Here is a 24,315-nt window from a genome sequence, read left to right as displayed (position 1 = left end):
CCTCTTTGTCACAGACAGGCCAGAACTAGGGCGATTGCCCACATCACCAACCATGCCTGCCAGAGGCGGGTGATGGCCGCATCGATCTCCTGAGGTCCGATGACGCGCGCCCCGGCGCCGTGCACCCAAGGAAACTGCTGCACCTGCCCATCATAGCTGCGCGGACCGGCGAGGGCCACACCTATGGCCCGCGCCATGGCGGCTTCCGGCCAACCGGCATTGGGCGAGCGGTGCAGCGCCGCGTCGGCCTTGATGTCGCGCCAGCGGTGCAGCACCCCGCCGGGCAAGGCAATCAGCAGGGCGGTCAGCCGTGCGGGGGCGAGGTTCAGAAGGTCATCCATCCGCGCCGCGGCCCAGCCGAAATCGGCATAGCGTGGGGTGCGGTAGCCGATCATACTGTCGGCGGTATTGACAATTTTATAGACCAGCAGCCCCGGCAGCCCGCCCAGCAGGAACCAAAAGGCAGGGGCGATGATCCCGTCGCTGAGGTTCTCCGCCCCGCTTTCGATGGCGGAGCGGGCGACGGCGTCTGCGGGCATCGCGGCAGTGTCGCGGCTGACGATCATCGCCACGGCGCGGCGCCCTGCGGGAAGCGACTGGCGCAGGCCATCTGCCACGGCGCGCAGGTGCTCAACGAGGGAACGTTGCGCCAGCAGGATGGCGGCGAGGATGATCTCGATGAGGGGGCCAAACAGGCTGAGCGCCCAGCCGAGCAGCGCGGCCCCGATCATCAGGGCCAGCAGCAACGCCACGCCCTTGGCGCGGCGGGCTTGGCCGCGGTTCAACCGACGGTCCCCCCAGCCGATCAGCCGCCCCATCAGCACCGCCGGATGCGGAAGGCGGCGCCAGAGCCAGTCCGGCTCACCAAGTGCTGCATCCAGCAGCATGGCCAGCGCGAGGATCGCCGCCGTGCTCATGCCAGCGCCTGCTCCAACCGCGCCCAACCTATCGAAGGCGGCAGGCCAAGGCGCAGCCAGCGCGGATTGTAGGGGAAGACGCGGCTCCAGATCTGGTGCCGGGCAAGGCGGGTTTGCCAAGCCTGCGCGTCTTCGACCTCATAGAGCCGGAAAAGCGGTGTGCCGCCGACGATCTGCGCGCCTGCTGTGGTCATCAGCCCGTCGAGGCGCGTGGCCTCGGCCCCCAGCCGCGCCCGCGTGGCCTCGGCCCATGGTTCATCCCGCAGCGCCGCGGCGCCGATATGCAGCGCGGGGCCACTGACCGGCCATGGCCCGAGCATCTGTTCAAGCCGCGCCAGTAAGGCCGGATCGCCGATCACGAACCCCAGCCGCAGCCCGGCCAGCCCCCAGAATTTGCCAAAGCTCTTGAGGATCAGCGTGCCGGGCACCGTGGCCTGCGCCATCAGGGTGGCGTCGGGCGTGATGTCGCAAAAGCTCTCATCAATGATGCTGAGCGGGGCTGTCGTCTCTGTCATGGGCCACAGGCGCCCGTCGGGGTTGTTGGGATGGACGTGAACAGCGGCTTCGGTTTCGCCCGTCTCGATCACTTGCCAGCCATTCTCGGCGAAGCTGGCGGCATGTTCGTTGTAGGTCGGCCCGGGGATGCGCACGCGGCCCTTCGGGACCAGCGCGGGGATTCGCGCGATGGCCGAGGAGGCCCCCGGCACGGCGAGGATCGCGGCCCCTTCGGGCACTTGCCAAAAGGCGCGGGCGGCGGCCAGCAGCGCGTCTTGCGCCGCGGCGTCGGGAAGGGCAGTCCACGCGCCCTCAGGCAGGGCAGGTATCGGGTAGGGCGCGGGGTTGATCCCGGTGGAAAGGTCGATCCAATCCGACCGCGCTCCGCCGAAACGCGCCGCTGCCGCATCGACACCGCCGCCGTGGTCGCGCTGGTCTGGCTTTTGCATGATCATCCCCCTGCCGTCGTCGCTGCGGTGAAAGCGCAAAAGCGCTGCGCGATCAAGCGCCTTCCGCAAGGCAGGCAGGGGGAGGAGGGATCAGCCGCGCCCGTGCGGCGCGTCGAAGTCCAGCACCGGATTGATCGGGATGATGCGGTGCGGGTTAATCGTATCATGGCTGTAGTGATAGTGCCGCACGATATGGTCGAAGTTCACCGTCTCGGCCACGCCCGGCACTTGATAGAGTTCGCGCGTATAGGCCCAGATGTTCGGGTAATCGACGATCCGGTGGCGGTTACATTTGAAGTGCAGGTGATAAACCTTGTCGAAGCGCACCAACGTGGTGAAAAGCCGCCAGTCCGCCTCGGTCATCCGGTCGCCCGCGAGGTAGCGGTTCTGCGACAGGATGTCTTCGATCCAATCCAGCGTGTCGAAGAGCGGATGCACGGCGGCGTCATAGGCCTCTTGCGTGGTGGCGAAGCCGGCTTTGTAGACGCCGTTGTTCAGCGTGTCATAGACGCGAGCGTTCACCTTTTCGATGCGGTCGTGCAGCTGCGCGGGGTGGTAGTCATCACTGTTGCCGGTGATCGCGTTGAAGGCGCTGTTGAACATGCGGATGATTTCGGCGCTCTCATTGCTGACGATGGTCTCGCGCTCTTTGTCCCAGAGGATCGGCACGGTCACGCGGCCTGTGAAATTGGGATTGGCACGGGTGTAGATGTCGCGGGCATAGGGCAGGCCGAAAAGCGTGTCGCCCGTGGCACCGGGGAAATCCGTGTCAAAGGTCCAGCCCTCGCCCAGCATATCGGGATGCACGACAGAGACACCGATGTGATCCTCAAGCCCCTTCAACTGGCGGAAGATCAGCGCGCGATGCGCCCATGGGCAGGCATAGCTGACGTAGAGGTGATAGCGCCCCGATTCTGCCTTGAACCCGCCTTCGCCGCTTGGTCCGGCGCTGCCATCGGCGGTCACCCAATTGCGAAACTTGGCCTCGCTGCGCTCAAATTTGCCGCCCGAGGACTTGGTGTCATACCATTTGTCTTGCCATTTACCGTCGACCAATAGGCCCATCTTGTTCTCCTTTCCGCGTTTGAGGGTATATCTAGGGCAGGGCGCGGGGGGCGCCCATCTTCATAGGCGCGCAGCCGCTCTGCGCTGATGCAGACTGCCCAAACGTCACCAATTCTTAACTTGAATTTTCTACGCTTTCCGCCAGCTTAGAGGCATCAGCGGGGGGATTGCGCATGGAAGAATTTCTGTCGAAAGAAATACAGGCGGGGCTGGATGCCGCGCGTATGGCAAGCCTGCGCAAGGGCGCGCGCCTGCGGCTTGAGGCGGGCGGTGATGTCTACCGCGTGCTGCGCATGTGGAAGACCGGTTTCTCCGTCGATGCACAGGATGCGCCGAAGCTGCGCGGGCTGGTCGATCTCTATGACGGCAGCCTGCATTTGTTCCAATGTCTGATCGTGGCGAGCGAGGAAGAAGCGGGCGAGATGCGCTATGAGTTCAAGCGCGCCACCGCCGTGGCGGACCGTCCGCCGCTTGACTTCGAACGCCCCGCCGATGCGCCGCTGGGTCTGATCGAAGACGGCCGCGCCTGATAGGGCGGCACGGCGGGGCTGCCCCGCCGCGCCGTTTCGTTACTGCAAATCGTTGAAAGCTTTGGTGAGCCGCTCGCAGGCTTCCTCGACCCGTGCGCGCGGGGTGGCGAGGTTGAAGCGCATGAAGCTTTCGCCCCCCGTGCCAAAGGTGGCGCCGTGGTTGGCGGCGATGGCGGCGCTTTTCTCGACACGGTCCTGAAACTCTGCAGGCTCCATGCCGGTGCCCGAAAAGTCCACCCAAGCCAGATAGGTCGATTCCAGCGGCATCGAGCTTAGCCCCGGAATCGCGTTCACCGCCTCGTCGAAAAGCTGCCGGTTGCCGTCGAGATAGGTGGTCAACTCATCCACCCAAGCGGCCCCCTCGGGCGAATAGGCAGCGGTTGCCATGATCAGCCCGAAGGAGTTTGCCGAAACGCCCAAGGCTGCCATGCGCCGGGCAAAGCGCGCGCGCAGCTTGGGATCGTGGATGATGACGTTTCCGGTATGGCCGCCCGCGATGTTGAAGGTCTTGGTCGTGGCGGTCATCATCACCAGTCGGTCTTCGATCCCCTCGATCTGGGCCATGGGGATATGCTTGTGTCCCGGCATCACCAGATCATGGTGGATCTCATCCGAGACCAGTACCAGATCGTGCCGCTTGGCGAAGTCGGCCACGCCCTGCAGTTCCTCACGGCTCCAGACCCGCCCGCCGGGGTTATGCGGCGAGCAGAGGATCACCATCTTCTCATCCCCGGTCATCAGGGCGTCATAGGCGTCGAAATCCATCTCGTAGCGGCCCGAGGCATTGGTCAGCGGGCATTCCACCACCCGTCGCTCGGCGGCGTTAATCACGCGGGCGAAGGCGTGATAGACCGGGGTGAACAGCACGACGCCATCGCCGGGCTGGGTAAAGGCGTCGACGCACATGGCGGTGCCGTTCACCAGACCATGCGTGGTAAAGATCGCCTCGGCGTCGACCTTCCAGCCGTGGCGGTTTTCCATCCACCATTGGATCGCGGCAAGGTATTTGCTGTCATCGCCGAAATACCCGTGCACCCCGTGATCAATCTGGGCCTGAAGCGCGTCCTGCACCACTTGCGGGGGGCGGAAATCCATGTCGGCCACCCACATGGCGATGCCGGTATCCGCGGGCACGCCATAGATCGCTTCCATCTTGTCCCATTTCGCACAATGGGTGCCGCGCCGGTCGATGATGTCGTCAAAGCTCATGCTGGTCTCTCCTGATATTGCGGCCAAGCTAACGGCTGCCGCAGGCGCTGCAAGCCCCCGGTTGCGCGATGCACGGGCATGGCCTAAATGAGCGGGATGAAACGCCCGATCCTTTTGCACCCCGATCCACGGCTCAAGAAAGCCGCAGCCCCCGTCGCCGATCTCAGCGACGAGCTGCGCGTGCTGGGCGATGATATGTTGACCACCATGTATGATGCGCCGGGCATCGGCCTTGCCGCGCCGCAGATCGGCGTGTTGAGCCGGGTGATTGTGCTGGATTGCGTCAAAGAAGAGGGCGAAGCGCCCCGGCCCTTGCTGATGTTCAACCCCGAAATTGTGGCTTCTTCGGACGGGCTCAACACCTATGAAGAAGGCTGTCTCAGCATCCCCGACCAATATGCCGAGGTGACCCGCCCGGCGGAGGTTGAGGTGCGCTGGCTCGACCGCGATGGGAAAGAGCAGCAAGAGGCGTTTGACGGGCTTTGGGCGACCTGCGTTCAGCATGAGATCGACCACCTCGACGGCAAGCTTTTCATCGACTACCTCAAGCCGCTGAAGCGTCAGATGATCACCCGCAAGATGGTCAAGCTCAAGCGCGAGCTGGCGCGCGGATGAGCGTGCTGGAGGTTCTCCGCTGGCCCGACCCGCGACTGGCCGAAATCTGCGTCCCGGTCGAAGAGATCACGCCGGAGATCGAACGCCTTGCCGCCGATATGCTTGAGACGATGTATGCCGCACCGGGGCGTGGCCTTGCCGGGCCGCAGGTGGGCGCAATGCTGCGCATCTTCGTGATGGATGCGGGCTGGAAAGAGGATAAGGCCGACCCGCTGGTCTGCATCAACCCGATGTTTCAAGAGATCGGCGAAGAACGGGTGACCCATACCGAAGGCTGCCTCAGCATCCCCGGCATCAGCACCGACATTTCGCGCCCCGCGCAGGTGCAGATGGTCTGGACCGGTCTGAACGGGGGCCGCTATGTGCAGAGCATGGAAGGCGCCGCGGCGCTGATCGCGCAGCATGAGATGGATCACCTTGACGGTGTGGTGACCTTCGATCACCTCGACGCGGAGACCCGCGCCGCCAAGATTGCGGAGTTCAACGCACAATGACCCTACGCCGCTATCTTCCATGGCCCGACAAACGCCTGCGCAGCCCCGCCGAACCGATTGAGGCGGTGACGGATGAAATCCGCACCCTCTGGGACGACATGATCGAGACGATGGACGCCATGCCCGGCGTCGGCCTTGCCGCGCCGCAGATCGGGGTGATGTTGCAGGTGGCGGTGGTCGATGCCTCGGAAGCGCGCAACAAACGCATTCGGCTGGCGAACCCGGTGATCGTCGATGCCTCTGCCGTGTTGCATCCTTACGAGGAGGCCAGCCCCAATCTGCCCGGTTTCAGCGCCGTGATCCGCCGCCCGCGTGGGGTGAGGGTGCGGTTCCTTGACGAGACGGGAGCCGAGGTGGAGCGTGATTTCGTCGGGCTTGAGGCCGTCAGCGTGCAGCACCAGATCGACCATCTGGCGGGCAAGATGTATTTCGACAACCTCAGCAAAACCAAGCGCGACATGCTGTTGCGCAAGGCGCGCAAACAAAACGGCTGACAGCGCTCTCCAAGGCGCTGTCCGGCAGGAGTGAACAGATGCGACTGATCTTCATGGGCACGCCCGATTTTTCGGTGCCGATCCTCGATGCGCTGGTGCAGGCCGGGCATGACATCGCCGCGGTCTATTGCCAGCCGCCACGCCCAGCCGGGCGCGGCAAGAAACCCCGCCCCAGCCCGGTGCAGCAACGCGCCGAAGCGCTTGGACTGCTGGTGCGCCATCCGGTATCGCTCAAACATCCTGAGCCGCAGGAAGAATTCGCCGCGCTTGAGGCCGATGCGGCGGTGGTCGTGGCCTACGGTCTGATCCTGCCGCAGCCCATTCTCGACGCGCCGAAACATGGCTGTTTGAATATTCACGCCAGCTTGCTGCCGCGTTGGCGCGGGGCGGCGCCCATCCACCGTGCGATCATGGCGGGCGATGAAAAGACCGGCGTGTGCATCATGCAGATGGAAGCGGGGTTGGATACCGGGCCGGTGCTGCTGTGCGAAGAGACCGAGATCGGCGCGGCGGAAACCACGGCGCAGTTGCACGACCGGCTGAGCGCCATGGGCGCGGTTGCGATCAACAAGGCGCTGTCGCAACTGGCCGATCTGACGCCGCAGCCCCAGCCCGAAGAGGGCGTCACCTATGCCGCCAAGATTGACAAGGCCGAAGCGCGCATCGACTGGACCCGCCCCGCGGTTGAGGTGGACCGGCTGATCCGCGGGCTGTCGCCCTTTCCGGGGGCCTGGTTCGAGATTGACGGCCAGCGGGTGAAAGTCCTCGGCTCGGTGCTGGACGAGGGCACCGGCGCGCCGGGTGAGGTGCTGTCGGACGCGCTGCGCATCGCCTGTGGCGAGGGGGCGGTGCGGCTGACGCGGCTACAGCGCGCGGGCAAGGGCGTGCAGGAGGCGGATGTGTTTCAACGCGGTGCGCAGATCGCAGTGGGTGCGCGTCTTAGCTGAGGCCGAGCGTTCAGCTTTTGGGCGGGGTGCTTTTGTAGACCGGCAGGTGCCAGCCAAAATAAAGCGACCCTGCGCGCAGCACCCAAGTCGTCGCGGCGCAGGCCAGCAGCGGGTAGAGCGTGCCATCGAAATAGGGCGCCAGCAGCACGGCGACGCCGGCACCTGAGAGCGCCGCGGTGGCGTAAAGCTCGCCTTGGGTCAGCACCAGCGGCAGCTGCCCCACCACCACATCACGCATCAGCCCGCCCATACAGCCGGTGATCATGCCCATGACGATGATGATTGGCGCGGACTGCTCTTGCGCCATCGCCACACCAACCCCCGCCGCGACCGCGACGGCAAGCGCCAGACTGTCGAGCCAGATCAAGGTACGAAAGCGACTTTCGAGCAGGTGGGCGGTGAAAAACACCACCAAAGCGGCCAGGATGGCCACGCCCAACATGCTGGGGGTCTCGATCCAGAAGATCGGGTTGCGGTCGAGCAGAAGGTCACGGATCGTGCCGCCGCCAACGGCGGTCAGGCAGGCGATAAAGGCAAAGCCCACGATATCAAGCTGCGCCCGGCTGGCGACCAATGCGCCGGTAATGGCAAAGACCAGCACGGCGGCATAGTCCAGCAGGGCCAGCAGGCTCACTTCTTGCCGCCCGGTTTGAAGGGGGCCATGCCCGCGCGGGCCAGTTCATCGGCGCGCTCGTTCTCGGGGTGGCCAGCGTGGCCCTTGACCCATTTCCACGTCACATTGTGCCGCGCATTCGCAGCGTCCAGTCGCTGCCAAAGCTCGGCATTCTTGACCGGCTTTTTGGCCGCGTTCTTCCAACCGTTCTTTTTCCAGCCGAAGATCCAACCGGTGATGCCGTTCTTGACGTAGTTGCTATCAGTCACCAGCGTGATCTCGGTCGGGCGGCTGAGTGATTCCAAGGCCGAGATCGCGGCCATCAACTCCATGCGGTTATTAGTGGTCTGCGCCTCGCCGCCCTTCAACTCGCGCTCCTTGACGATCTGGTCGCCCTCCATCGCGCGCATCAGCACGCCCCAGCCGCCGGGGCCGGGGTTGCCCGAACAGGCACCGTCAGTATAGGCGTAGAGGTCAGGCATGGGTATCTCCGGCAGTTTCCAGCGCGGTTTAGGCGGCTGGCGCGCGGCGGTCAATCAGGCGGGTTGGCGTAGAACGCGCGGCACTTTGAATTCCACGTTCTCCTGCGCGGTTTCGACCAGATCGGTGGTCACGTCATAGCGCGCTTTGAAGGCGTCGATCACCTCATTGATCAGCACTTCGGGGGCCGATGCGCCCGCCGTGATGCCGATGCTGCCGATGCCCTCCAGCGCGCGCCAATCGATGTCATCCGCGCGCTGCACCAGTTGCGCATAGGCGCAGCCCGCGCGGGCGCCGACTTCGACCAGCCGTTTTGAGTTCGAGGAATTGGGCGCGCCCACCACCAGCATCGCGTCGCATTTCGGCGCCATGGCTTTGACCGCTTCCTGACGGTTGGTCGTGGCGTAGCAAATGTCTTCTTTATGCGGGCCGATAATGGCGGGGAAGCGCGCCTGTAGCGCGGCCACGATATCGGCGGTGTCATCGACGCTGAGCGTGGTCTGGGTGACATAGGCCAAACGCGCGTCATCGCGCACGGCGACTGTGGCCACATCCTCAGGCGTTTCGACGAGCAGCACATCGCCTTCGGGCAATTGGCCCATGGTGCCGATCGTTTCAGGGTGGCCCGCATGGCCGATCATGATGATCTGAAGGCCCGCATCCGCATGCCGCTGCGCCTCGATATGCACCTTGGAGACCAGCGGGCAGGTGGCATCGACATAGATCATGTTGCGCGCCTGCGCCGCCGAGGGCACGGATTTCGGCACGCCATGGGCGGAAAAGATCACCGGGCGGTCGTCGGGGCATTCGGAGAGTTCCTCGACAAAGACCGCGCCCTCGTCGCGCAGCCCGTCGACGACGAATTTATTATGCACGATCTCATGGCGCACATAGACCGGCGCGCCCCATTTCTCGATCGCCATTTCGACGATCTTGATCGCCCGGTCCACGCCCGCACAGAATCCGCGCGGCGCGGCAAGGTAGAGGGTAAGAGGCGGTTTGGTCATGGCGAAATCTCCGGACGGTTGGCGCAGAGGTAAGGGCTTGGGCGCGCTTCGTCCAGCCCGTCAGTCCGACTTGGGCGCAGGCTCGCCCGCCGTGGCGTGCACCAGCGCGGCGGCTTGTGCCCGGTTGCGGATGCCGAGCTTGCGGTAGCCGGATTTCGCATAGTCCGACACGGTGTGGATAGAGAGGTTGCAGCGGTGCGCGGTCTGCTGGCGGGTGTAGCCATGGGCCAGCAGGTTCACCACTTCGGCTTCGCGCGGGCTCAGCTTGTCGAAGGCCGAAGGATTCTCGGGCAGGGGCAGGGGCGCGGTGCCGGTCAGGTCTTCGATCCGGCGGTGCATCAGCAGGCAGAAGAGGCGCAGATCCTCGACAATGTCGCTGAAGGCGCGCTCGAACTCTTCGGCCTCCATCCCGTTGCCGACGATGAAACCGCCAAAGCGTTCGGAGCCCTTCAGCCGCATCGGCACGGCAAAGGCAGCATGCAGACCTTCGCGCCCTGCGCGGGCGATCAGCGAATGCTCGGACGGGGTGACATCGGGGTAGAGATGTACGAAGGCTTGGCCGATCGTCAGCACATCATAACTGTTGCACGAGTGGTGCAGGAATGGATCATCCTCGGGCGGGAGGTCATCGTAGAGGTCGGGGATGGTCGACAGAAACTGAGCGTCTTTGAAATCCGCACCCACGCTGATGTGGATGGCGTGGGTAAAGCCGGTCTTTCGAAATGTCTTTACGATCCCATCCCAAAGCGCGCTAACATCTTGCAGCTTTTCCAAACGTACAGCGGCATCGAACAGCATCTTCCCTCACTTTTACCCCCCTTTTTCGGGGGGTCGTCTACTTCTACGGGAGCAGGTAGTGTGGGATCAAGGGGAACGCATGGGTTCATGTGCTGTATTGTATCTTCCCTGGGGTATTTTAGAAATTTCACAGGCCAGTGACGCCACAGTCGCTGGCCTGGTATTCGTTTGCCCATCATCCAGACGCCACGCGCAGTGAGGCCGCTGCCGCACGGGGGCGGCATGGTTCTGCGCGAAACGGAGATGCGTCTTTTATTCGTGCGGTGCGGGGTCGCGCGGCGGGCGGCCGATCACATCACGCAGATCGTCAAGCTCGATAAAGTTGTCGGCTTGGCGGCGCAGGTCATCCGAGATCATCGGCGGCTGGCTGCGGATCGTGGAGACGACGGAGACGCGCACGCCTTGGCGTTGCAGGCTTTCCACCAGCGGGCGGAAATCACCATCGCCAGAGAAGATCACGATATGATCGACACGCGGGGCCAGTTCCATCGCATCGACGGCCAGCTCGATGTCCATGTCGCCTTTGACTTTGCGGCGGCCCATGCTGTCGGTGTATTCCTTGGCCGGTTTGGTGACCATGGAAAAGCCGTTGTAGTTCAACCAGTCGACAAGCGGGCGGATCGGCGAATATTCATCGTTTTCCAAAAGCGCGGTATAGTAGAAGGCGCGCAGCAGCTTGCCGCGGCGCATGAACTCTTGCCGCAGCAGCTTGTAGTCGATGTCGAAGCCCAGCGTCTTTGCCGCGGCGTAGAGGTTGGAGCCATCTATAAAAAGCGCCAACCGCTCATCTTTGTAGAACATTAAACTATCCTTTCGGCAGGCTTCGCCGTATTCCCGGTTTGAACTGTAATCGCCGCGGATTAATAAATCCGTGACCTCTGGCGATGCCCCCACATCAGGGTGCATAACTAAGGCTTTTTAACGATGTCGCAAGACCCCGAGGGCATGGAATTAAGCAGTAGAGACCCTATACGAAAGTATAGTCTTCTGGTTGCGCTCGGCGGTAACCTTGCATCTTCTGTGGGTAAACCTCAGGAAACGCTAAAATCGGCTTTAAAGCTATTGCAGACGTCCGGCGCGGTGATTCGCGCCACAAGTGCATTCTATCACACTCCGGCCTTTCCCGCAGGGGCGGGGCCAGACTATGTGAATGCCGCCGCCTGGCTCGAAGCGCCGTGGGAACCGCAGACCGCGCTTGGCGTCTTGCACCGGATCGAGGCGCAGATGGGCCGTGAGCGGGTGCAACGCTGGGGCCAGCGGACCTTGGATTTGGATCTTTTGGCCTGTGATGATATCGTGTTGCCAGACCGTCAGACCCACAAGATATGGCGCGAGTTGCCTTTGGAGGCACAGATTGGCCGCACGCCAGAGCAATTGATCTTGCCGCATCCCCGGCTACAGGACCGCGCCTTCGTCTTGGTGCCGCTGGCCGATGTGGCCCCCAATTGGGTGCATCCGCTGCTTGGAAAGCCCGTGCGCGCCCTGCTTGAGGCCCTGCCTGAGCGGGATCGTGCCGAGGTGCGGCGGCTGCAATAACGGCTTGTAAATCTGCCCGAGGCGGCTTAAATACGGCACTTCTGGCAGCAAATGAGATATTGGAGGCTTCATGGCCCGCGTCACCGTCGAAGATTGTGTGGATAAGGTTCCGAACCGTTTCGAACTCGTCATGCTGGCCGCACATCGTGCCCGCGAGATCTCTGCCGGATCGCAGCTGACCGTTGACCGTGACAACGACAAGAACCCCGTCGTGTCCTTGCGCGAGATCGCCGAAGAGACACAGTCGGCCGATGATCTGCGCGAGCGTCTGATCGAAAGCAACCAGAGCCAGATCGAAGTCGACGAGCCCGAAGAAGACGCCATGGCGCTTTTGATGGGTGCCGAAGAGGACAAGCCCGAAGAAGACAGCATGTCCGAAGAAATGTTGCTGCGCCAGTTGATGGCCGCACAGGGGCAGGGCTAACCCCCGCGCCCCGGCCGGGGCTATGAGGCAGATGGCATGAACAGCGCCGACATCACTGCCGACGACCTGATCGCTCTTGTTCAAGGCTACAATCCGCGTACCAACGAACCCCTGATCCGCGCCGCTTTTGACTACGGGGCGCGGATGCATGAGGGGCAGTTTCGCCATTCCGGTGAACCCTATTTCACCCACCCTGTCGCTGTCGCTGCGATCCTCACGGAGCAGCAGCTTGACGATGCGACGATCATCACCGCCCTTCTGCACGACACGATCGAAGACACCAAAGCGTCTTATGCCGAGGTGCAAAGCCTCTTTGGCGGCGAAGTGGCGGAATTGGTCGATGGTGTCACCAAGCTCACCAACCTTCAGCTAAACTCGACCGAGACCAAGCAGGCCGAGAATTTTCGCAAGCTTTTCATGGCGATGTCCAAGGACTTGCGCGTCATCCTCGTCAAGCTCGCCGACCGTCTGCACAACATGCGCACGATCAAATCCATGCGCCCGGACAAGCAGATCAAAAAGGCGCGGGAGACGATGGACATCTATGCGCCGCTGGCGGGCCGTATGGGCATGCAATGGATGCGCGAAGAGTTGGAAGACCTCGCGTTTCGGGTCCTCAACCCCGAGGCGCGCGCGTCGATCATCCGGCGTTTCATCACCCTGCAACGCGACACTGGCGATGTGATCCAGCGGATCACGGGCGACATGCGCGTGGAGTTGGAAAAGGCGGATATCGAAGCCGAAGTCTTTGGCCGGGCCAAGAAACCCTATTCGATCTGGCGAAAGATGGAGGAGAAGGAGCAGAGCTTCTCTCGCCTGTCTGACATTTACGGTTTTCGCGTGATTACCGCTTCTGAGGAGGACTGCTACCGCACCCTCGGCGCGATCCATCGCCGTTGGCGCGCGGTGCCGGGGCGGTTCAAGGATTACATCAGCCAGCCTAAGACCAACGGTTATCGGTCGATCCACACCACCGTCTCGGGCCGTGACGGCAAGCGGGTGGAGGTGCAGATCCGCACCCGCCAGATGCATGACGTGGCCGAGACCGGCGTCGCCGCCCATTGGTCCTACCGTGACGGGGTGCGCAGCCGGAACCCCTTTGCCGTCGATCCCGCCAAGTGGATCAGCCAGCTGACCGAGCAGTTCGACGCCGAGACCGATCACGAGGATTTCCTCGAAGCGGTGAAGCTTGAGATGTACGCCGATCAGGTGTTCTGCTTCACACCCAAAGGCGATGTGGTGAAACTGCCGCGCGGGGCTACGCCGATTGATTTCGCCTATGCGATCCACACCCGTATCGGCAACGCCTGTGTGGGGGCCAAGGTCGACGGGATGCGGGTGCCGCTGTGGACCCGGATCAAAAACGGCCAGTCGATTGAGATCACCACCGCGCAGGGCCAGACCCCGCAGGTGACATGGCTCGACATTGCCACCACGGGTAAAGCCAAGTCGGCGATCCGGCGCTCCCTGCGTGAGGTCGACCGCGAGCGCTTTATCAAACTGGGCCGTGAATTGGCGCGTTCGGCCTTTGCGCAGGTCGGTAAAAAGGCCACCGATAAGGTGCTGCATACCGTGGCCAAGAACATGCGGCTGAATGGCCCTGATGAGGTGCTTGCGCGGCTTGGCAGTTCGGAGCTCACGGGCCGCGAAGTGGTGGAATGCGTCTATCCCGACCTCGCTCCGCAAAAGGGTGAACAGATCGACGTGCGCCGCGCGGTCGTGGGGCTAGAGCCGGGGCAGAGCTTTGACCGCGCGCCCTGCTGCACCCCGCTGCCCGGTGAGCGGATCGTCGGCATCACCTTCCGGGGCAAGGGCGTGACTGTCCATGCGATCGACTGTGACCGCCTCTCGGAATATGAGGACCAGCCCGAACGCTGGCTCGATCTGCGTTGGCATGACGGCAGCCATCCGGCGGTCTATACCTGCGCGCTGGACATCACCATCGGCAATGGCGCGGGCGTTCTGGGGCGGGTCTGTACCTTGATCGGCGAAGCTTCGGCCAATATTTCAGATCTGGAGTTTGTGGAGCGCAAGCCTGACTTTTACCGGCTGGTGGTCTATGTCGATCTCAGAGACGTGAGTCACCTGCATTCGCTGATGTCCACGCTCGAAGCCGAGAGTGAGGTCGCCGATGTCAGCAGGCACCGCAATATGAGCATGGGAAAGACCGTCGAAAAGACCACCTGACCCTGCGCAGACGAAACGCCGATACTGGACCTGAGACTTGATTTTCAAACGCCGCGATCCGAAACCGACCCTGCGCGCGCTGGCCGAGTTTCTGTGGCCGCGCGGTGGTTGGACGCGTGCGTTTCACTATGTCAAACACCGGATGCGGCGGCTGCCCGACAGCCCCGAGCGCATCGCGCGCGGCATCTGGGCCGGGGTCTTTACCACCTTTACGCCCTTTTACGGCCTGCATTTCATCGTGGCCGCGTTGATCGGGCGGGTGATGCGGGCCAATATCCTTGCTGCGCTGATGGCTACCTTCTTTGGCAATCCGCTGACCTATGTGCCCATCGGCATCGCGGCCCTGCAAACCGGGCATTGGATCCTCGGCGCGCCCGTGGCACCGACGGCGCACCGCTCTTTCGGGGGGAAGTTTCTCGACGCCGGGCGCGATCTGAAAGAGAATTTCGTCGCGATCTTTACCGATACCCAGATGGATTGGACCGGGCTGACGGTGTTCTTCCATCAGGTCTTCTACCCCTATCTGATCGGGGGCATCCTGCCTGGGATGATCTGCGCCTCCATCGCCTATTGCATCTCGGTCCCGGTGCTGCGCGCCTATCAAAAGCGGCGGCGCGGCATGATCAAAGCCAAGTTCGAGGCGCTCAAACATAAGGCGGCGCAAAAGGCCGACGCCAAGCGCCACGCAGACTGATCTTTTCGCGCCATCAATTTTCGGGAAAAACCGCTTCTCCCTATGGGGTTGGCGAAAGTTCCGACCTATGGTCGGGGCAAGTGATGCAAGGGGAATCGAGATGGCGGATCAACCAAAGCTGAGATTGGGCGTGAACATTGACCATGTGGCGACTGTGCGTAACGCGCGGGGCGGCGCCTATCCCGACCCGCTGCGCGCGGCCAAGATCGCGGAAAAGGCCGGGGCCGATGGCATCACCGCGCATCTGCGCGAAGACCGGCGGCATATCTCCGACGCCGATATCGAAGGTTTGATGGAGGTGCTGTCGGTCCCGCTCAACTTCGAGATGGCCGCGACGGATGAGATGCAAAAGATCGCCCTGCGCCATAAGCCCCACGCGGTCTGCATCGTGCCCGAAAAGCGCGAAGAGCGGACCACCGAAGGCGGGCTGGAAGTCGCCCGGGAAGAGAACAAGCTGGCCCATTTCATCGCGCCCCTGCGCGAGGCAGGCAGCCGGGTGTCGATCTTCATCGCGGCAGAACGCGCGCAGATCGAAGCCGCCAATCGCATCGGCGCAGAGGTGATCGAACTGCACACCGGTGCCTATTGCGATGCCTTTGCCGAGGGCCGTTGGGATGAGGCGGATGTCGAACTCCACAAGCTGCGCGAGATGTCGCGTTTCGCCGACTCTCTCGGGCTTGAGGTGCACGCGGGCCACGGGCTGACCTATGACACCGTCACCCCGATCGCCGCTTTCCCCGAGGTGCGGGAACTTAACATCGGGCATTTCCTGATTGGAGAGGCGATCTTCCTCGGGTTGGAACCCGCGATTGCCGAAATGCGCCGCCTGATGGATGAGGCCCGCGAGGGCTGAACCTGCCGCCCGCCGGTGGCGGAAAATCTCTCAAAGCGTGCCTCCCTCTGGACCTAAAGCGGCCTTGGCCGCGTTGGGCCGCCAGACCGGTTAACAAACCTAAGGAGGCACCAATGAGCGATCATGTCGACACGCTGAAGAAACTGCACACCCGCCTGATCGACAGCCGCGACGGCTATCGTGAGTCCCGCAAACAGGTCTCGGATGAAGCGGCATTTGTCGGCTTCTTCGACCAGCGCATCGCAGAACGTGAGAAGTTCCACACAGAACTGCACCGCCAGCTTGGCGTCGACGGCGTGGATGTATCCGAAGAAGGCTCTGCCGCCGCATCGGCTCACCGCGGTTGGCTGAAGTTGCGCGACGCAGTGACCGGCGACAACGAAGCTGTTTATGACGAGATCATCAACGGCGAATCCGCATTGGTCGAAAACTACGACGATGCGATCAAAGCCACTGCTGGCCGCCCCGGCTATGAATTCCTGACCGAACAACGCGCCGCCGTTCAGCGCGCCATCGACGAGGCGAAAGCCGAGAAGGCCCGCCACGTCGCAGCCTAAGCGCCGCGCCTTGTAGCAAATTCAACGCCGTCCCGTTCCCGCGGGGCGGCGTTTTCGCGTCGGATTGCCGCTTTTCCTCGCTTTCGCCGCGTGATCTATTGAGGGCAAAGGGCCATCGGCCCCGTCACGCGGCAAGAATGGCACCCAATGATCCTCGGCATCGGCACTGATCTGGCAAATATCGAGCGTATCCAAGGCACGCTCGACCGTTTCGGCGACCGGTTTCGCAACCGAGTCTTCACCGAGGTCGAGCAACGCAAGGCAGAGCGGCGTCATGACGTTGCGGGCACCTATGCCAAACGCTGGGCCGCGAAAGAGGCTTGTTCAAAGGCGCTTGGCACCGGGCTGCGCATGGGCATCGCTTGGCGCGACATGGCCGTCAGCAATCTGCGCACCGGCCAGCCGGTGATGGAGGTGACGGGCTGGGCCGCGGACCGTCTCGCCGCGATGACCCCGCCGGGGCATGAGGCGATCATCCATGTCACCCTGACCGACGATCACCCTTGGGCGCAGGCTTTCGTGGTGATCGAAGCGCGCCCTCTTGCCGATTAGGCTGCATAGGCTGGCGCAGCCCGCCGTTTCGCGTCATATGCACGCGGGGCAGGGCGATCCGGCCCCGCGTCACTTGACTTGGCCCGCACGGCCCCGCATGTAACCCCAAACCGATATGTCAGGAGCGCCGCATGGCCGCTAAGGAAAAAACCGGCAACGCCTTTGTCGAAACCATCAAGACAATCTTTTGGGCGCTGCTGATCGCCGGTGTCTTTCGGACCCTGTTCTTCCAGCCCTTCTGGATCCCCTCCGGCTCCATGAAAGAGACGCTGCTGATCGGTGATTTCCTCTTCGTGAACAAGATGGCCTACGGCTATTCCTACGCCTCTTGCCCCAGCCTGATGCTGCCCGGTGTCGGGATCGAGATTGACGCCAAGGATGTCTGCGGTGTCTTTGATGGCGATAACGAGCGTCTTTTCGGCTCCGAGCCTGAGCGCGGCGATGTGGTCGTCTTCCGTCATCCTGTCTCGGGCCGCGACTATATTAAGCGCCTGATTGGCCTGCCGGGGGACAAGGTGCAGATCAAGAACGGTGTCATCAGCCTGAACGGCACCCCGGTCGAGGTCGAAGATGCGGGCACGTTTGAAGAGGTCATGGCCCCCCAAGGCCCGCAACAACTGCGCCCGCGCTGCGAAAACGGCCCCGTGGGCCAAGGGGCGACCTGCGTGAAAAGCCGCCAGATCGAAACCCTGCCCAATGGCGTGTCCTACCCGACCCTGAACATCACCAATCAGCAGTCGGACAACACGGGCGTCTATACCGTGCCTGAGGGGCATTACTTCTTCATGGGCGACAACCGCGACAACTCCGCTGACAGCCGTCTGGCGCAGCGCGCCGGGGGCGTGGGTTTCGTGCCCTTCGAAAACCTCATTGGCCGCGCGGATCGCATCATGTTCAGCTCTGCCGGGCGTTCGATGCTGTTCTTCTGGACATGGCGCGGCGACCGCTTCTTCGAAGCTGTCAGATGAAACTGAGCGGAGACCTCAAAGCCTTCGAGACCCGGATTGGCCATCATTTTGCCAAGCCGGAGCTGCTGGTGCGCGCGGTGACCCACGCCTCCATGTCCTCGGCCAACCGCGACGATAACCAGCGGTTGGAGTTTCTGGGCGACCGGGTGCTGGGCCTTGTCATGGCCGAAGCGCTGCTGGCGCTTGATCCCGGCGCCAGCGAAGGCCAGTTGGCCCCGCGCTTCAACGCATTGGTGCGCAAGGAAACCTGCGCCGATGTGGCGCGTGAGATTGATCTGGGCAAGGTGCTCAAGCTCGGTCGGTCCGAGATGATCTCGGGCGGGCGGCGCAAACAGGCGCTTCTGGGCGACGCCATAGAGGCGGTGATCGCGGCGGTTTATCTGGATGGCGGTTTTGACGCCGCCAAGAACCTCGTGCTGCGGCTTTGGGGCGACCGCCTGAAAACCGTCAAGGAAGACGCGCGCGACGCCAAGACCGCTTTGCAGGAATGGGCGCAGGCGCGCGGGCTGAACCCGCCACGCTATGTGCAGACCGGGCGCAGCGGCCCGGATCACGCGCCCGTCTTTACCATTACCGCGCGGCTGGACAACGGGGCCGAGGCCGCCGCCACCGCGCCGTCGAAACGCGCCGCCGAACAGGCCGCCGCCAGCACGCTGCTGCGGCAATTGGAGAGCAACTCATGACCACCCGTGCCGGATTCGTCGCCCTGATCGGAGAGCCCAACGCGGGCAAATCCACCCTGCTGAACCGCATGGTCGGGGCCAAGGTCTCGATCGTGACGCATAAGGTCCAGACCACCCGCGCCCGCATTCGCGGCGTGGCAATGGAGGGCGATGCGCAGTTGGTCTTCGTCGACACGCCGGGCCTCTTCCAGCCGCGCCGCCGTCTGGACCGCGCCATGGTCGCCGCCGCTTGGGGCGGGGCCGCGGATGCCGATGTGATCGTGCTGCTGATCGAGGCGCACCGCGGCGTGACCGAGGGCGTGGAACGCATCCTCGAAGAGCTTGGTAACATCGCCAAGGGCCGCCGCGTGGCGCTGGCGATCAACAAGATCGACCGGGTCGAGGCGCCGGTGCTCTTGGGGCTGGCCGAGAAGATGAACCAACGGTTTGAGTTTGCCGAGACCTTCATGATCTCCGCCGAGCGCGGCCACGGCACCGACACATTGCGCGAGTGGCTGGCGGGCGAGGTGCCGGAAGGCCCGTGGCTCTACCCCGAGGACCAGATCGCCGACCTGCCGATGCGCAATATCGCCGCCGAGATCACGCGCGAGAAATTGACCCTGCGCCTGCATCAGGAACTGCCCTACCAGCTGACGGTCGAGACCGAGAACTGGGAAGAGCGCAAGGACGGTTCCGCCCGGATCGACCAGTTGGTCTATGTCGTGCGTGACGGCCACAAGGGCATCGTGCTGGGCAACCGCGGTGAGACGATCAAGGCCGTGGGTAAGGCCGCGCGGGAGGAGCTCGAAGAGTTCCTTGGGCGCAAGGTGCATCTGTTCTTGCAAGTGAAAGTCCGCGCCAACTGGCTGGAAGAGGCCGAGCGCTATTCCGAGATGGGCTTGGATTTCAAAGATGGCAACGACTGAGCGTAAAGGCCAGCCATGCCCCGCCTGACCGCGCGTTTCTGGGTCGATGCCTATCTCGCGCGGCTACGGTTGCAGGACATTCCGGCTTTTGTCGTGGCCCATGGTGATGACACCGGCGGTGCGGTGCTGGTGAAGCTGGCAACGCTTGATGGCCGGGCCGTGCTGTTTCAGCGTTCTTTTGACTTGATGAGTGGCGAGCGGAAGTGGGTCGAGCTTGCCTCGGGCGACGAGCGTGAAATCGATGCTACCGTCACCCGCCAACGCAGCTTTGACCCCGACCTCTGGGTGATCGAGGTGGAGGATCGCGCCGGGCGGCACCTTCTGGACGAACCGGGGTTGGCCTGATGGAATGGCGCGATCAGGGCATCCTGCTGAGCGCGCGGCGACATGGCGAGACCTCCGCCATCATTGAGGTCTTCACCCCCGCCCAAGGCCGCCACGCCGGCATCGTCCGTGGTGGCACCAGCCGCAAGATCGCCCCCAGCCTGCAACCCGGTGCGCAGCTTGACGTGGCATGGCGCGCGCGGCTGGAGGATCACATCGGCGCCTTCACCGTCGAGCCGCTCCGCAGCCGCGCCGCCGTGGCGATGCAGGACCGTCTGGCGCTGGCGGGGCTGAATGCGGTCACCGCGCTCTTGGCCTTTTGCCTGCCCGAACGCGAGCCGCATCCGGCGCTTTACCAGCGGACCGAGGCGCTGCTCGATATGCTGGGGCAGGGCGATGTCTGGCCGCTGGCTTACCTCAAATGGGAACTGCGCCTTTTGGAGGAAATGGGCTATGCGCTCGACCTCGACGCCTGCGCGGTGACGGGGGCGACCGAGGGGCTGATCTATGTCTCCCCCAAGACCGGGCGCGCGGTCTCGGCCAAGGGGGCGGGGGAGTGGGCGGATCGGCTTTTGCCCCTGCCGCCCGTGCTGCGCGGCGGCGCAGGCAGCGATGCCGAAGTGGCGCAGGGCCTGCGGACCACGGGGCATTTCCTGACCGTCCATCTGGCGCGGGATTTGGGCGGCAAACCCCTACCGGAAGCCCGCGCGCGCTTTGTCGATGCCTTTAGTCGGCGGCTTTGAAAACCAGACGTTCGCCGCTGTCGTCCGATAGGATCATCGTGTCGCCCAGCACGTCCGAGATGGTCACCTCTGTCAGCGCATCGAGGAACGCCGTCTCGCCCGCAAGGTCGGGGCAAGCGCGGCGGGTGACGGCGATATGGCCGGTGTCGAACCACGGGTAGGGCACCGTCATCGCGGCGCTATAGGCGTTGCAGGGGGCTTGCCCGGCGATCTTGCCGGTCTCGGGGAAGGTCAGCGTAGCGCGGGCGTCGAAGGGCTTGCCGTCCAATTCCACCAGATGCCATGTCTTGTCGCCCGCGCCATAGGCACGGACGGTTTCATCGCCTTGGCATTGCGGCAGGGCGCTGAGGGCGGCGAGGATCAGAAAGCTGCGCATGGGCTGTCCTTTGGAGTGAAGCGCCGCCTATGTCCCTGACATCGGCAGCGCTTGCAACCCCGGCAGATCAGCCCAGAAGGCGGCGGGCAATAACCTGCGCCTGAATCTCGGCGGCGCCCTCAAAAATGTTGAGGATCCGCGCGTCGCAGAGCACCCGGCTGATCTTGTACTCCAGCGCGAAACCGTTGCCGCCGTGGATCTGCAAGCCGTTGTCGGCCGCCGCCCATGCGACCCGTGCGCCCAGCAGTTTGGCCATGCCCGCCTCCACATCGCAGCGGCGCCCGGCGTCCTTCTCGAAGGCGCTGTAATAGGTCAGCTGCCGGGCCACCATCAGCTCCACCGCCATCATCGCCAGCTTGCCCGAGACGCGGGGGAAGTTGATCAGCGATTTGCCGAACTGCTTGCGGTCTTGGGCGTATTGCATCGAGATATCCAGCGCCGATTGCGCCACGCCGATGGCGCGGGCGGCGGTCTGGATGCGGGCGCTCTCGAAGGTCTCCATCAGCTGTTTAAAGCCGCGCCCCTCTTCGCCGCCCAAGAGGTTCTCACCCTTCACTTCAAAGCCGTCGAAGCCAAGCTCATATTCCTTCATGCCGCGGTAGCCCAGCACCTCGATCTCACCGCCAGTCATGCCGGGGGTGGGGAAGGGGGTGGCATCATCGCCGGGCGTTTTCTCGGCGAGGAACATCGACAACCCGCGGTGGTCGGTCGTCTCGGGATCAGTGCGCGCCAGCAGGGTCATCACATGGGTGCGCGCGGCATGGGTGATCCATGTCTTGTTGCCGGTCACCTTGTAATCATCCCCGTCCTTGACCGCACGGGTGCGCAGACTGCCGAGGTCGGAGCCGGTGTTCGGTTCGGTAAAGACCGCCGTGGGCAGGGTCTCGGCGCTGGCGATGCGGGGCAGCCATTTCTCTTTCTGCGCGTCGGTGCCGCCGCAGAGAATCAGTTCAGCGGCAATTTCCGAACGGGTGCCGAGCGAGCCGACCCCGATGTAGCCGCGCGACAGCTCTTCGCTGACCACGCACATCGACGCTTTGGTCAGGCCCAGCCCGCCGTATTCTTCGGGGATGGTCAAGCCGAAAACGCCCATCTCGGCCAGTTCCTCGATCACCTCCATCGGGATCAGTTCGTCCTTGAGGTGCCATTCATGGGCGTGCGGCTCGACCTTTTCCACCGCGTAGCGGCGGAACTGGTCGCGGATCATCTCAAGCTCTTCATCCAGCCCGCTGACGCCAAAGGTCACATCGGCGCTGCGTTCCTGCATCAGTTCGACCAGACGGCTGCGCGCGGCTTGGGTGTTGCCCGCGCGGGTCAGGCTGGTGATCGCAGGATTATCGAGCGCGGCCTCATCCTCGGCGCTCAGCCCCAGATCTTGCAGGCGCAGCATCTCCCCTTGGTTCATCTGGATGCCGCCGCGGATCTGGCAGAGGTATTCGCCAAAAGCGATCTGGTGCAGCAGTTGCTCCACCTCGCCAAAGCGCCCCTCGCTTTGCAGCCGCTCGGCCCAAAGCTGCATCTGACGCAGGGCTTGGACATAGGTGGCGAGCCAAGCAAGCCCGTGGGCGGCGGTCTGATTGGCCTCGATCAGCTTGGCCGAAACCCGGTCGCCATCGCTCACCTGCGCGCGGACCGCGGCGGTGGCGGTTTCGAGCAACTGGTCGAGCGGCGGCAGGGCCGCGCCGGTCTGCCCGATCAGATCGTCGAGAATTACGCGATGCATTGTCATGTCCTGACCGTCATGTGCCATGGGCTGTCCTTTCTTGCTTGGGACAGGCATAGACCTTTCGCAGTCGCAGCACAACAAAGATACGTTTCGCTGCGGCATTTTGTTCTAATCTTGCGCGGTCATTTTTGACGTGCGGCCCCGGAGGAGGGTGCTATGTAACGGTATGAACAGTATTTTCCCCTTTCTCACCCCGTTCGAATTTTATGCTGCACTTGCAATCGGTCTTTGCGGTGGCTTCGTCAAAGGCGTGGTGGGCTTTGCCCTGCCGCTGGTGCTGATTTCCGGTCTCACGACATTCATGGCGCCCGATCTGGCCTTGGCGGGGCTGATTCTGCCCACGGTTCTGGCAAATGCCTTTCAAGCGCTCCGGCAGGGGCCGCAGGCGGCGTTGCGGTCGATCAAGCTGTTCTGGGTGTTTCTGGTCTGTGGCGGTGTGATGCTGGTGCTTTCGGCCCAGATGGTGCGGCTGGTGCCTGCGACGGTGATGTTGCTGATGATCGGGGTGCCGGTGGTGCTGTTCGCGCTGCTGCAACTGTCGAAACATCAGTTTCATCTGGCCCAGCGGTCGACGAAGGTCGAGGCGCTGGTCGGCGGATTTGCCGGGGCCGTCGGGGGGATTTCCGGCATCTGGGGGCCGCCCACGGTGGCCTATCTCACCGCGCTCGGGACCGCGAAACATGATCAGATGCGGATCCAAGGGGTGATCTACGGGCTGGGCGCGGTGGCGCTGCTTGTCGCGCATATCGGCTCGGGCGTTCTGAACGCGCAGACCTGGCCCTTCTCGGCGCTGTTGATTCTGCCGGTGATGCTGGGGGTTTGGCTCGGCAGCAAGGTGATGGACCGTGTTGATCCGGTGCTGTTTCGCAAGATGACTTTGATTGTCTTGATGGTGGCGGGGTTGAACCTGATCCGGCGGGCGATTTTTTAGGCGATTTCAGTGGTTGCCACCCCGGCCCGGACTCAAGCCGTAGGCGCCGGGCCATCGCCTGCCCGCCCGGACGGGTAGGCGATTTGGTGAGGCTGGTAGTGACTTTGCGAACGCACATCTCGGCTGCGCCATAAAGTGGCATAAGGCGCCGTCGGATCGCCCACCCGCGGGCAGGGGATGGCCCTCACCGTGGCCACGCAAATGCGCGCGGGCGAAGTCTTTTGTAAGTTGTGTCGGGGGGTGGTGGTGGAGCCTAGCGGGATCGAACCGCTGACCTCCTGCATGCCATGCAGGCGCTCTCCCAGCTGAGCTAAGGCCCCATCGTGGATCATGTGATCCGGGTCGTTCTGTGGCGCTGTCTAGGCGCTGGCGGAGGCGGGATCAAGCGGAAAATTGACCCCGCCGCCGATAAATTAGTCTTCGTCTTCCGAGGCCACGTCGGCGAGGTCGTCAAGCGGTACGGTATCATCGTCATCGTCGTCGTCATCGAGGATATCGTCGTCCAGATCCACATCGACCGCGTCATCGTCATCCACCAGGGATTCTTCATCAGCCTTGTCGCCCTTCTTGGCTTTGGCTGTGACCGCATCCTCGGCATCCGCCGCGATCATGCGCGACTTGGAATTGTCGACCTCGACCTCTTCGCCCGTGTAGGGGCTGATGATCGGATTCTTGTTGAGGTCATAGAAGCGCTTGCCCGTAGTGGGGCACAGGCGCTTGGTTCCCCATTCTTCGTTGGGCAT

General features: G+C 63.3%; 30 protein-coding genes and 1 tRNA gene. 18 read left to right on the top strand and 13 right to left on the bottom strand.

The genetic code is table 11. The features are described 5' to 3' along the window. Window positions 1–8: 8 nt before the first annotated feature. The 3 genes from cbiB to ACGYLA_RS00750 form a co-directional block, all read right to left on the bottom strand. On the bottom strand, window positions 9–917 hold the full coding sequence (gene cbiB, locus ACGYLA_RS00760; protein ID WP_394429525.1) for an adenosylcobinamide-phosphate synthase CbiB: 909 nt from the start codon (window positions 915–917) through the stop codon (window positions 9–11). Next, window positions 914–1,861, bottom strand: a complete 948-nt coding sequence (gene cobD, locus ACGYLA_RS00755) for a threonine-phosphate decarboxylase CobD (protein ID WP_394429523.1) — start codon at window positions 1,859–1,861, stop codon at window positions 914–916. Before cobD ends, cbiB begins: the two co-directional genes overlap by 4 nt. A gap of 90 nt (window positions 1,862–1,951) precedes the next feature. Beyond that, the gene (locus ACGYLA_RS00750; RefSeq protein ID WP_394429522.1) at window positions 1,952–2,926 is read right to left on the bottom strand and encodes a glutathione S-transferase family protein; all 975 of its coding nucleotides are present in this window, start codon (window positions 2,924–2,926) and stop codon (window positions 1,952–1,954) included. A gap of 173 nt (window positions 2,927–3,099) precedes the next feature. Between ACGYLA_RS00750 and ACGYLA_RS00745 the strand changes: the two genes are divergently transcribed. Next, the gene (locus tag ACGYLA_RS00745; RefSeq protein WP_209216633.1) at window positions 3,100–3,456 is read left to right on the top strand and encodes a hypothetical protein; all 357 of its coding nucleotides are present in this window, start codon (window positions 3,100–3,102) and stop codon (window positions 3,454–3,456) included. Window positions 3,457–3,495: 39 nt separating this feature from the next. Here ACGYLA_RS00745 and ACGYLA_RS00740 read toward each other — a convergent pair whose 3' ends face one another. Next, window positions 3,496–4,665 (bottom strand): MalY/PatB family protein, encoded by a 1,170-nt coding sequence (locus ACGYLA_RS00740; protein ID WP_394429520.1) that lies wholly within the window; start codon window positions 4,663–4,665, stop codon window positions 3,496–3,498. A gap of 96 nt (window positions 4,666–4,761) precedes the next feature. Between ACGYLA_RS00740 and def (ACGYLA_RS00735) the strand changes: the two genes are divergently transcribed. The 4 genes from def (ACGYLA_RS00735) to fmt are packed head-to-tail and all read left to right on the top strand — an operon-like array spanning window position 4,762 to window position 7,215. Next, the gene (def, locus tag ACGYLA_RS00735; protein ID WP_271692495.1) at window positions 4,762–5,280 is read left to right on the top strand and encodes a peptide deformylase; all 519 of its coding nucleotides are present in this window, start codon (window positions 4,762–4,764) and stop codon (window positions 5,278–5,280) included. Beyond that, window positions 5,277–5,774, top strand: a complete 498-nt coding sequence (gene def, locus ACGYLA_RS00730) for a peptide deformylase (RefSeq protein ID WP_394429517.1) — start codon at window positions 5,277–5,279, stop codon at window positions 5,772–5,774. Before def (ACGYLA_RS00735) ends, def (ACGYLA_RS00730) begins: the two co-directional genes overlap by 4 nt. After that, window positions 5,771–6,268: a peptide deformylase gene (gene def / locus ACGYLA_RS00725; protein WP_394429515.1), complete on the top strand. Its 498-nt coding sequence runs from the start codon at window positions 5,771–5,773 to the stop codon at window positions 6,266–6,268. Before def (ACGYLA_RS00730) ends, def (ACGYLA_RS00725) begins: the two co-directional genes overlap by 4 nt. A 38-nt stretch (window positions 6,269–6,306) precedes the next feature. Continuing rightward, window positions 6,307–7,215, top strand: a complete 909-nt coding sequence (gene fmt / locus ACGYLA_RS00720) for a methionyl-tRNA formyltransferase (RefSeq protein WP_394429513.1) — start codon at window positions 6,307–6,309, stop codon at window positions 7,213–7,215. Between the two features lie 10 nt (window positions 7,216–7,225). Here fmt and ACGYLA_RS00715 read toward each other — a convergent pair whose 3' ends face one another. From ACGYLA_RS00715 to ACGYLA_RS00695, 5 genes are all read right to left on the bottom strand, one after another. Continuing rightward, the gene (locus ACGYLA_RS00715) at window positions 7,226–7,849 is read right to left on the bottom strand and encodes a trimeric intracellular cation channel family protein (protein WP_394429511.1); all 624 of its coding nucleotides are present in this window, start codon (window positions 7,847–7,849) and stop codon (window positions 7,226–7,228) included. Continuing rightward, window positions 7,846–8,310, bottom strand: coding sequence for a ribonuclease HI (gene rnhA, locus ACGYLA_RS00710; protein WP_394429509.1), 465 nt, complete (start codon window positions 8,308–8,310; stop codon window positions 7,846–7,848). Before rnhA ends, ACGYLA_RS00715 begins: the two co-directional genes overlap by 4 nt. A gap of 54 nt (window positions 8,311–8,364) precedes the next feature. Beyond that, complete coding sequence (ispH, locus tag ACGYLA_RS00705; RefSeq protein WP_394429507.1) at window positions 8,365–9,315, bottom strand: 4-hydroxy-3-methylbut-2-enyl diphosphate reductase; 951 nt, start codon at window positions 9,313–9,315, stop codon at window positions 8,365–8,367. 60 nt (window positions 9,316–9,375) lie between these two features. Beyond that, a complete protein-coding gene (locus ACGYLA_RS00700; protein WP_394429505.1) occupies window positions 9,376–10,113 on the bottom strand; it encodes a helix-turn-helix transcriptional regulator in 738 nt (245 codons plus the stop codon). 252 nt (window positions 10,114–10,365) lie between these two features. Beyond that, the gene (locus tag ACGYLA_RS00695; protein ID WP_394403362.1) at window positions 10,366–10,914 is read right to left on the bottom strand and encodes an NYN domain-containing protein; all 549 of its coding nucleotides are present in this window, start codon (window positions 10,912–10,914) and stop codon (window positions 10,366–10,368) included. 123 nt (window positions 10,915–11,037) lie between these two features. On the opposite strand from ACGYLA_RS00695, the gene folK reads away from it, so the two are divergent. The 12 genes from folK to recO all read left to right on the top strand — a co-directional run bounded on the left by folK (window position 11,038) and on the right by recO (window position 20,539). Continuing rightward, entirely contained in the window at window positions 11,038–11,649 is a 612-nt protein-coding gene (gene folK / locus ACGYLA_RS00690) for a 2-amino-4-hydroxy-6-hydroxymethyldihydropteridine diphosphokinase (protein ID WP_394429502.1), read from the top strand. A gap of 70 nt (window positions 11,650–11,719) precedes the next feature. After that, window positions 11,720–12,073: a DNA-directed RNA polymerase subunit omega gene (gene rpoZ / locus ACGYLA_RS00685; protein ID WP_067264606.1), complete on the top strand. Its 354-nt coding sequence runs from the start codon at window positions 11,720–11,722 to the stop codon at window positions 12,071–12,073. A 36-nt stretch (window positions 12,074–12,109) separates the two neighbouring features. Continuing rightward, complete coding sequence (locus tag ACGYLA_RS00680; protein ID WP_067264600.1) at window positions 12,110–14,260, top strand: bifunctional (p)ppGpp synthetase/guanosine-3',5'-bis(diphosphate) 3'-pyrophosphohydrolase; 2,151 nt, start codon at window positions 12,110–12,112, stop codon at window positions 14,258–14,260. 37 nt (window positions 14,261–14,297) lie between these two features. Next, the gene (locus ACGYLA_RS00675; protein WP_394429500.1) at window positions 14,298–14,954 is read left to right on the top strand and encodes a DUF2062 domain-containing protein; all 657 of its coding nucleotides are present in this window, start codon (window positions 14,298–14,300) and stop codon (window positions 14,952–14,954) included. 100 nt (window positions 14,955–15,054) lie between these two features. After that, window positions 15,055–15,807, top strand: coding sequence for a pyridoxine 5'-phosphate synthase (locus ACGYLA_RS00670; RefSeq protein ID WP_394429498.1), 753 nt, complete (start codon window positions 15,055–15,057; stop codon window positions 15,805–15,807). Between the two features lie 113 nt (window positions 15,808–15,920). Continuing rightward, on the top strand, window positions 15,921–16,364 hold the full coding sequence (locus ACGYLA_RS00665) for a PA2169 family four-helix-bundle protein (protein WP_394429496.1): 444 nt from the start codon (window positions 15,921–15,923) through the stop codon (window positions 16,362–16,364). Window positions 16,365–16,511: 147 nt separating this feature from the next. Then, a complete protein-coding gene (acpS, locus tag ACGYLA_RS00660) occupies window positions 16,512–16,916 on the top strand; it encodes a holo-ACP synthase (protein ID WP_271688404.1) in 405 nt (134 codons plus the stop codon). 131 nt (window positions 16,917–17,047) lie between these two features. Continuing rightward, window positions 17,048–17,884: a signal peptidase I gene (gene lepB, locus ACGYLA_RS00655; protein ID WP_209216614.1), complete on the top strand. Its 837-nt coding sequence runs from the start codon at window positions 17,048–17,050 to the stop codon at window positions 17,882–17,884. Further along, a complete protein-coding gene (rnc, locus tag ACGYLA_RS00650; protein WP_394429493.1) occupies window positions 17,881–18,567 on the top strand; it encodes a ribonuclease III in 687 nt (228 codons plus the stop codon). Before lepB ends, rnc begins: the two co-directional genes overlap by 4 nt. After that, window positions 18,564–19,472, top strand: coding sequence for a GTPase Era (gene era, locus ACGYLA_RS00645; RefSeq protein ID WP_394429491.1), 909 nt, complete (start codon window positions 18,564–18,566; stop codon window positions 19,470–19,472). Before rnc ends, era begins: the two co-directional genes overlap by 4 nt. A 15-nt stretch (window positions 19,473–19,487) precedes the next feature. Continuing rightward, window positions 19,488–19,817 (top strand): DUF1491 family protein, encoded by a 330-nt coding sequence (locus ACGYLA_RS00640; RefSeq protein ID WP_168612645.1) that lies wholly within the window; start codon window positions 19,488–19,490, stop codon window positions 19,815–19,817. Beyond that, window positions 19,817–20,539, top strand: coding sequence for a DNA repair protein RecO (recO, locus tag ACGYLA_RS00635; RefSeq protein WP_394429488.1), 723 nt, complete (start codon window positions 19,817–19,819; stop codon window positions 20,537–20,539). Before ACGYLA_RS00640 ends, recO begins: the two co-directional genes overlap by 1 nt. On the opposite strand, the gene ACGYLA_RS00630 is transcribed toward recO, so the two are convergent. Further along, on the bottom strand, window positions 20,523–20,915 hold the full coding sequence (locus ACGYLA_RS00630) for an META domain-containing protein (protein WP_209216607.1): 393 nt from the start codon (window positions 20,913–20,915) through the stop codon (window positions 20,523–20,525). The two genes, recO and ACGYLA_RS00630, sit on opposite strands and share 17 nt — an antisense overlap. A gap of 67 nt (window positions 20,916–20,982) precedes the next feature. Then, window positions 20,983–22,665, bottom strand: coding sequence for an acyl-CoA dehydrogenase family protein (locus tag ACGYLA_RS00625; RefSeq protein WP_394429486.1), 1,683 nt, complete (start codon window positions 22,663–22,665; stop codon window positions 20,983–20,985). 142 nt (window positions 22,666–22,807) lie between these two features. On the opposite strand from ACGYLA_RS00625, the gene ACGYLA_RS00620 reads away from it, so the two are divergent. Beyond that, complete coding sequence (locus ACGYLA_RS00620) at window positions 22,808–23,572, top strand: sulfite exporter TauE/SafE family protein (RefSeq protein WP_394429484.1); 765 nt, start codon at window positions 22,808–22,810, stop codon at window positions 23,570–23,572. A gap of 244 nt (window positions 23,573–23,816) precedes the next feature. Here the strand turns inward: ACGYLA_RS00620 and ACGYLA_RS00615 are convergent. Together ACGYLA_RS00615 and ACGYLA_RS00610 are read right to left on the bottom strand one after the other, a co-directional pair. Next, window positions 23,817–23,892: transfer RNA gene (locus tag ACGYLA_RS00615), tRNA-Ala, on the bottom strand. A gap of 93 nt (window positions 23,893–23,985) precedes the next feature. Further along, window positions 23,986–24,315 carry a TIGR02300 family protein gene (locus tag ACGYLA_RS00610; RefSeq protein WP_394429482.1) on the bottom strand — a complete coding sequence of 110 codons (330 nt, stop codon included), beginning with the start codon at window positions 24,313–24,315 and terminating at the stop codon, window positions 23,986–23,988.

Source organism: Sulfitobacter sp. 1A13679 (assembly GCF_043557115.1).
Classification (GTDB): Bacteria; Pseudomonadota; Alphaproteobacteria; order Rhodobacterales; family Rhodobacteraceae; genus Sulfitobacter; species Sulfitobacter faviae.
The sequence above is the reverse complement of the archived record's forward strand: the minus strand, read 5'-3'. Positions and strand labels throughout refer to the sequence as shown.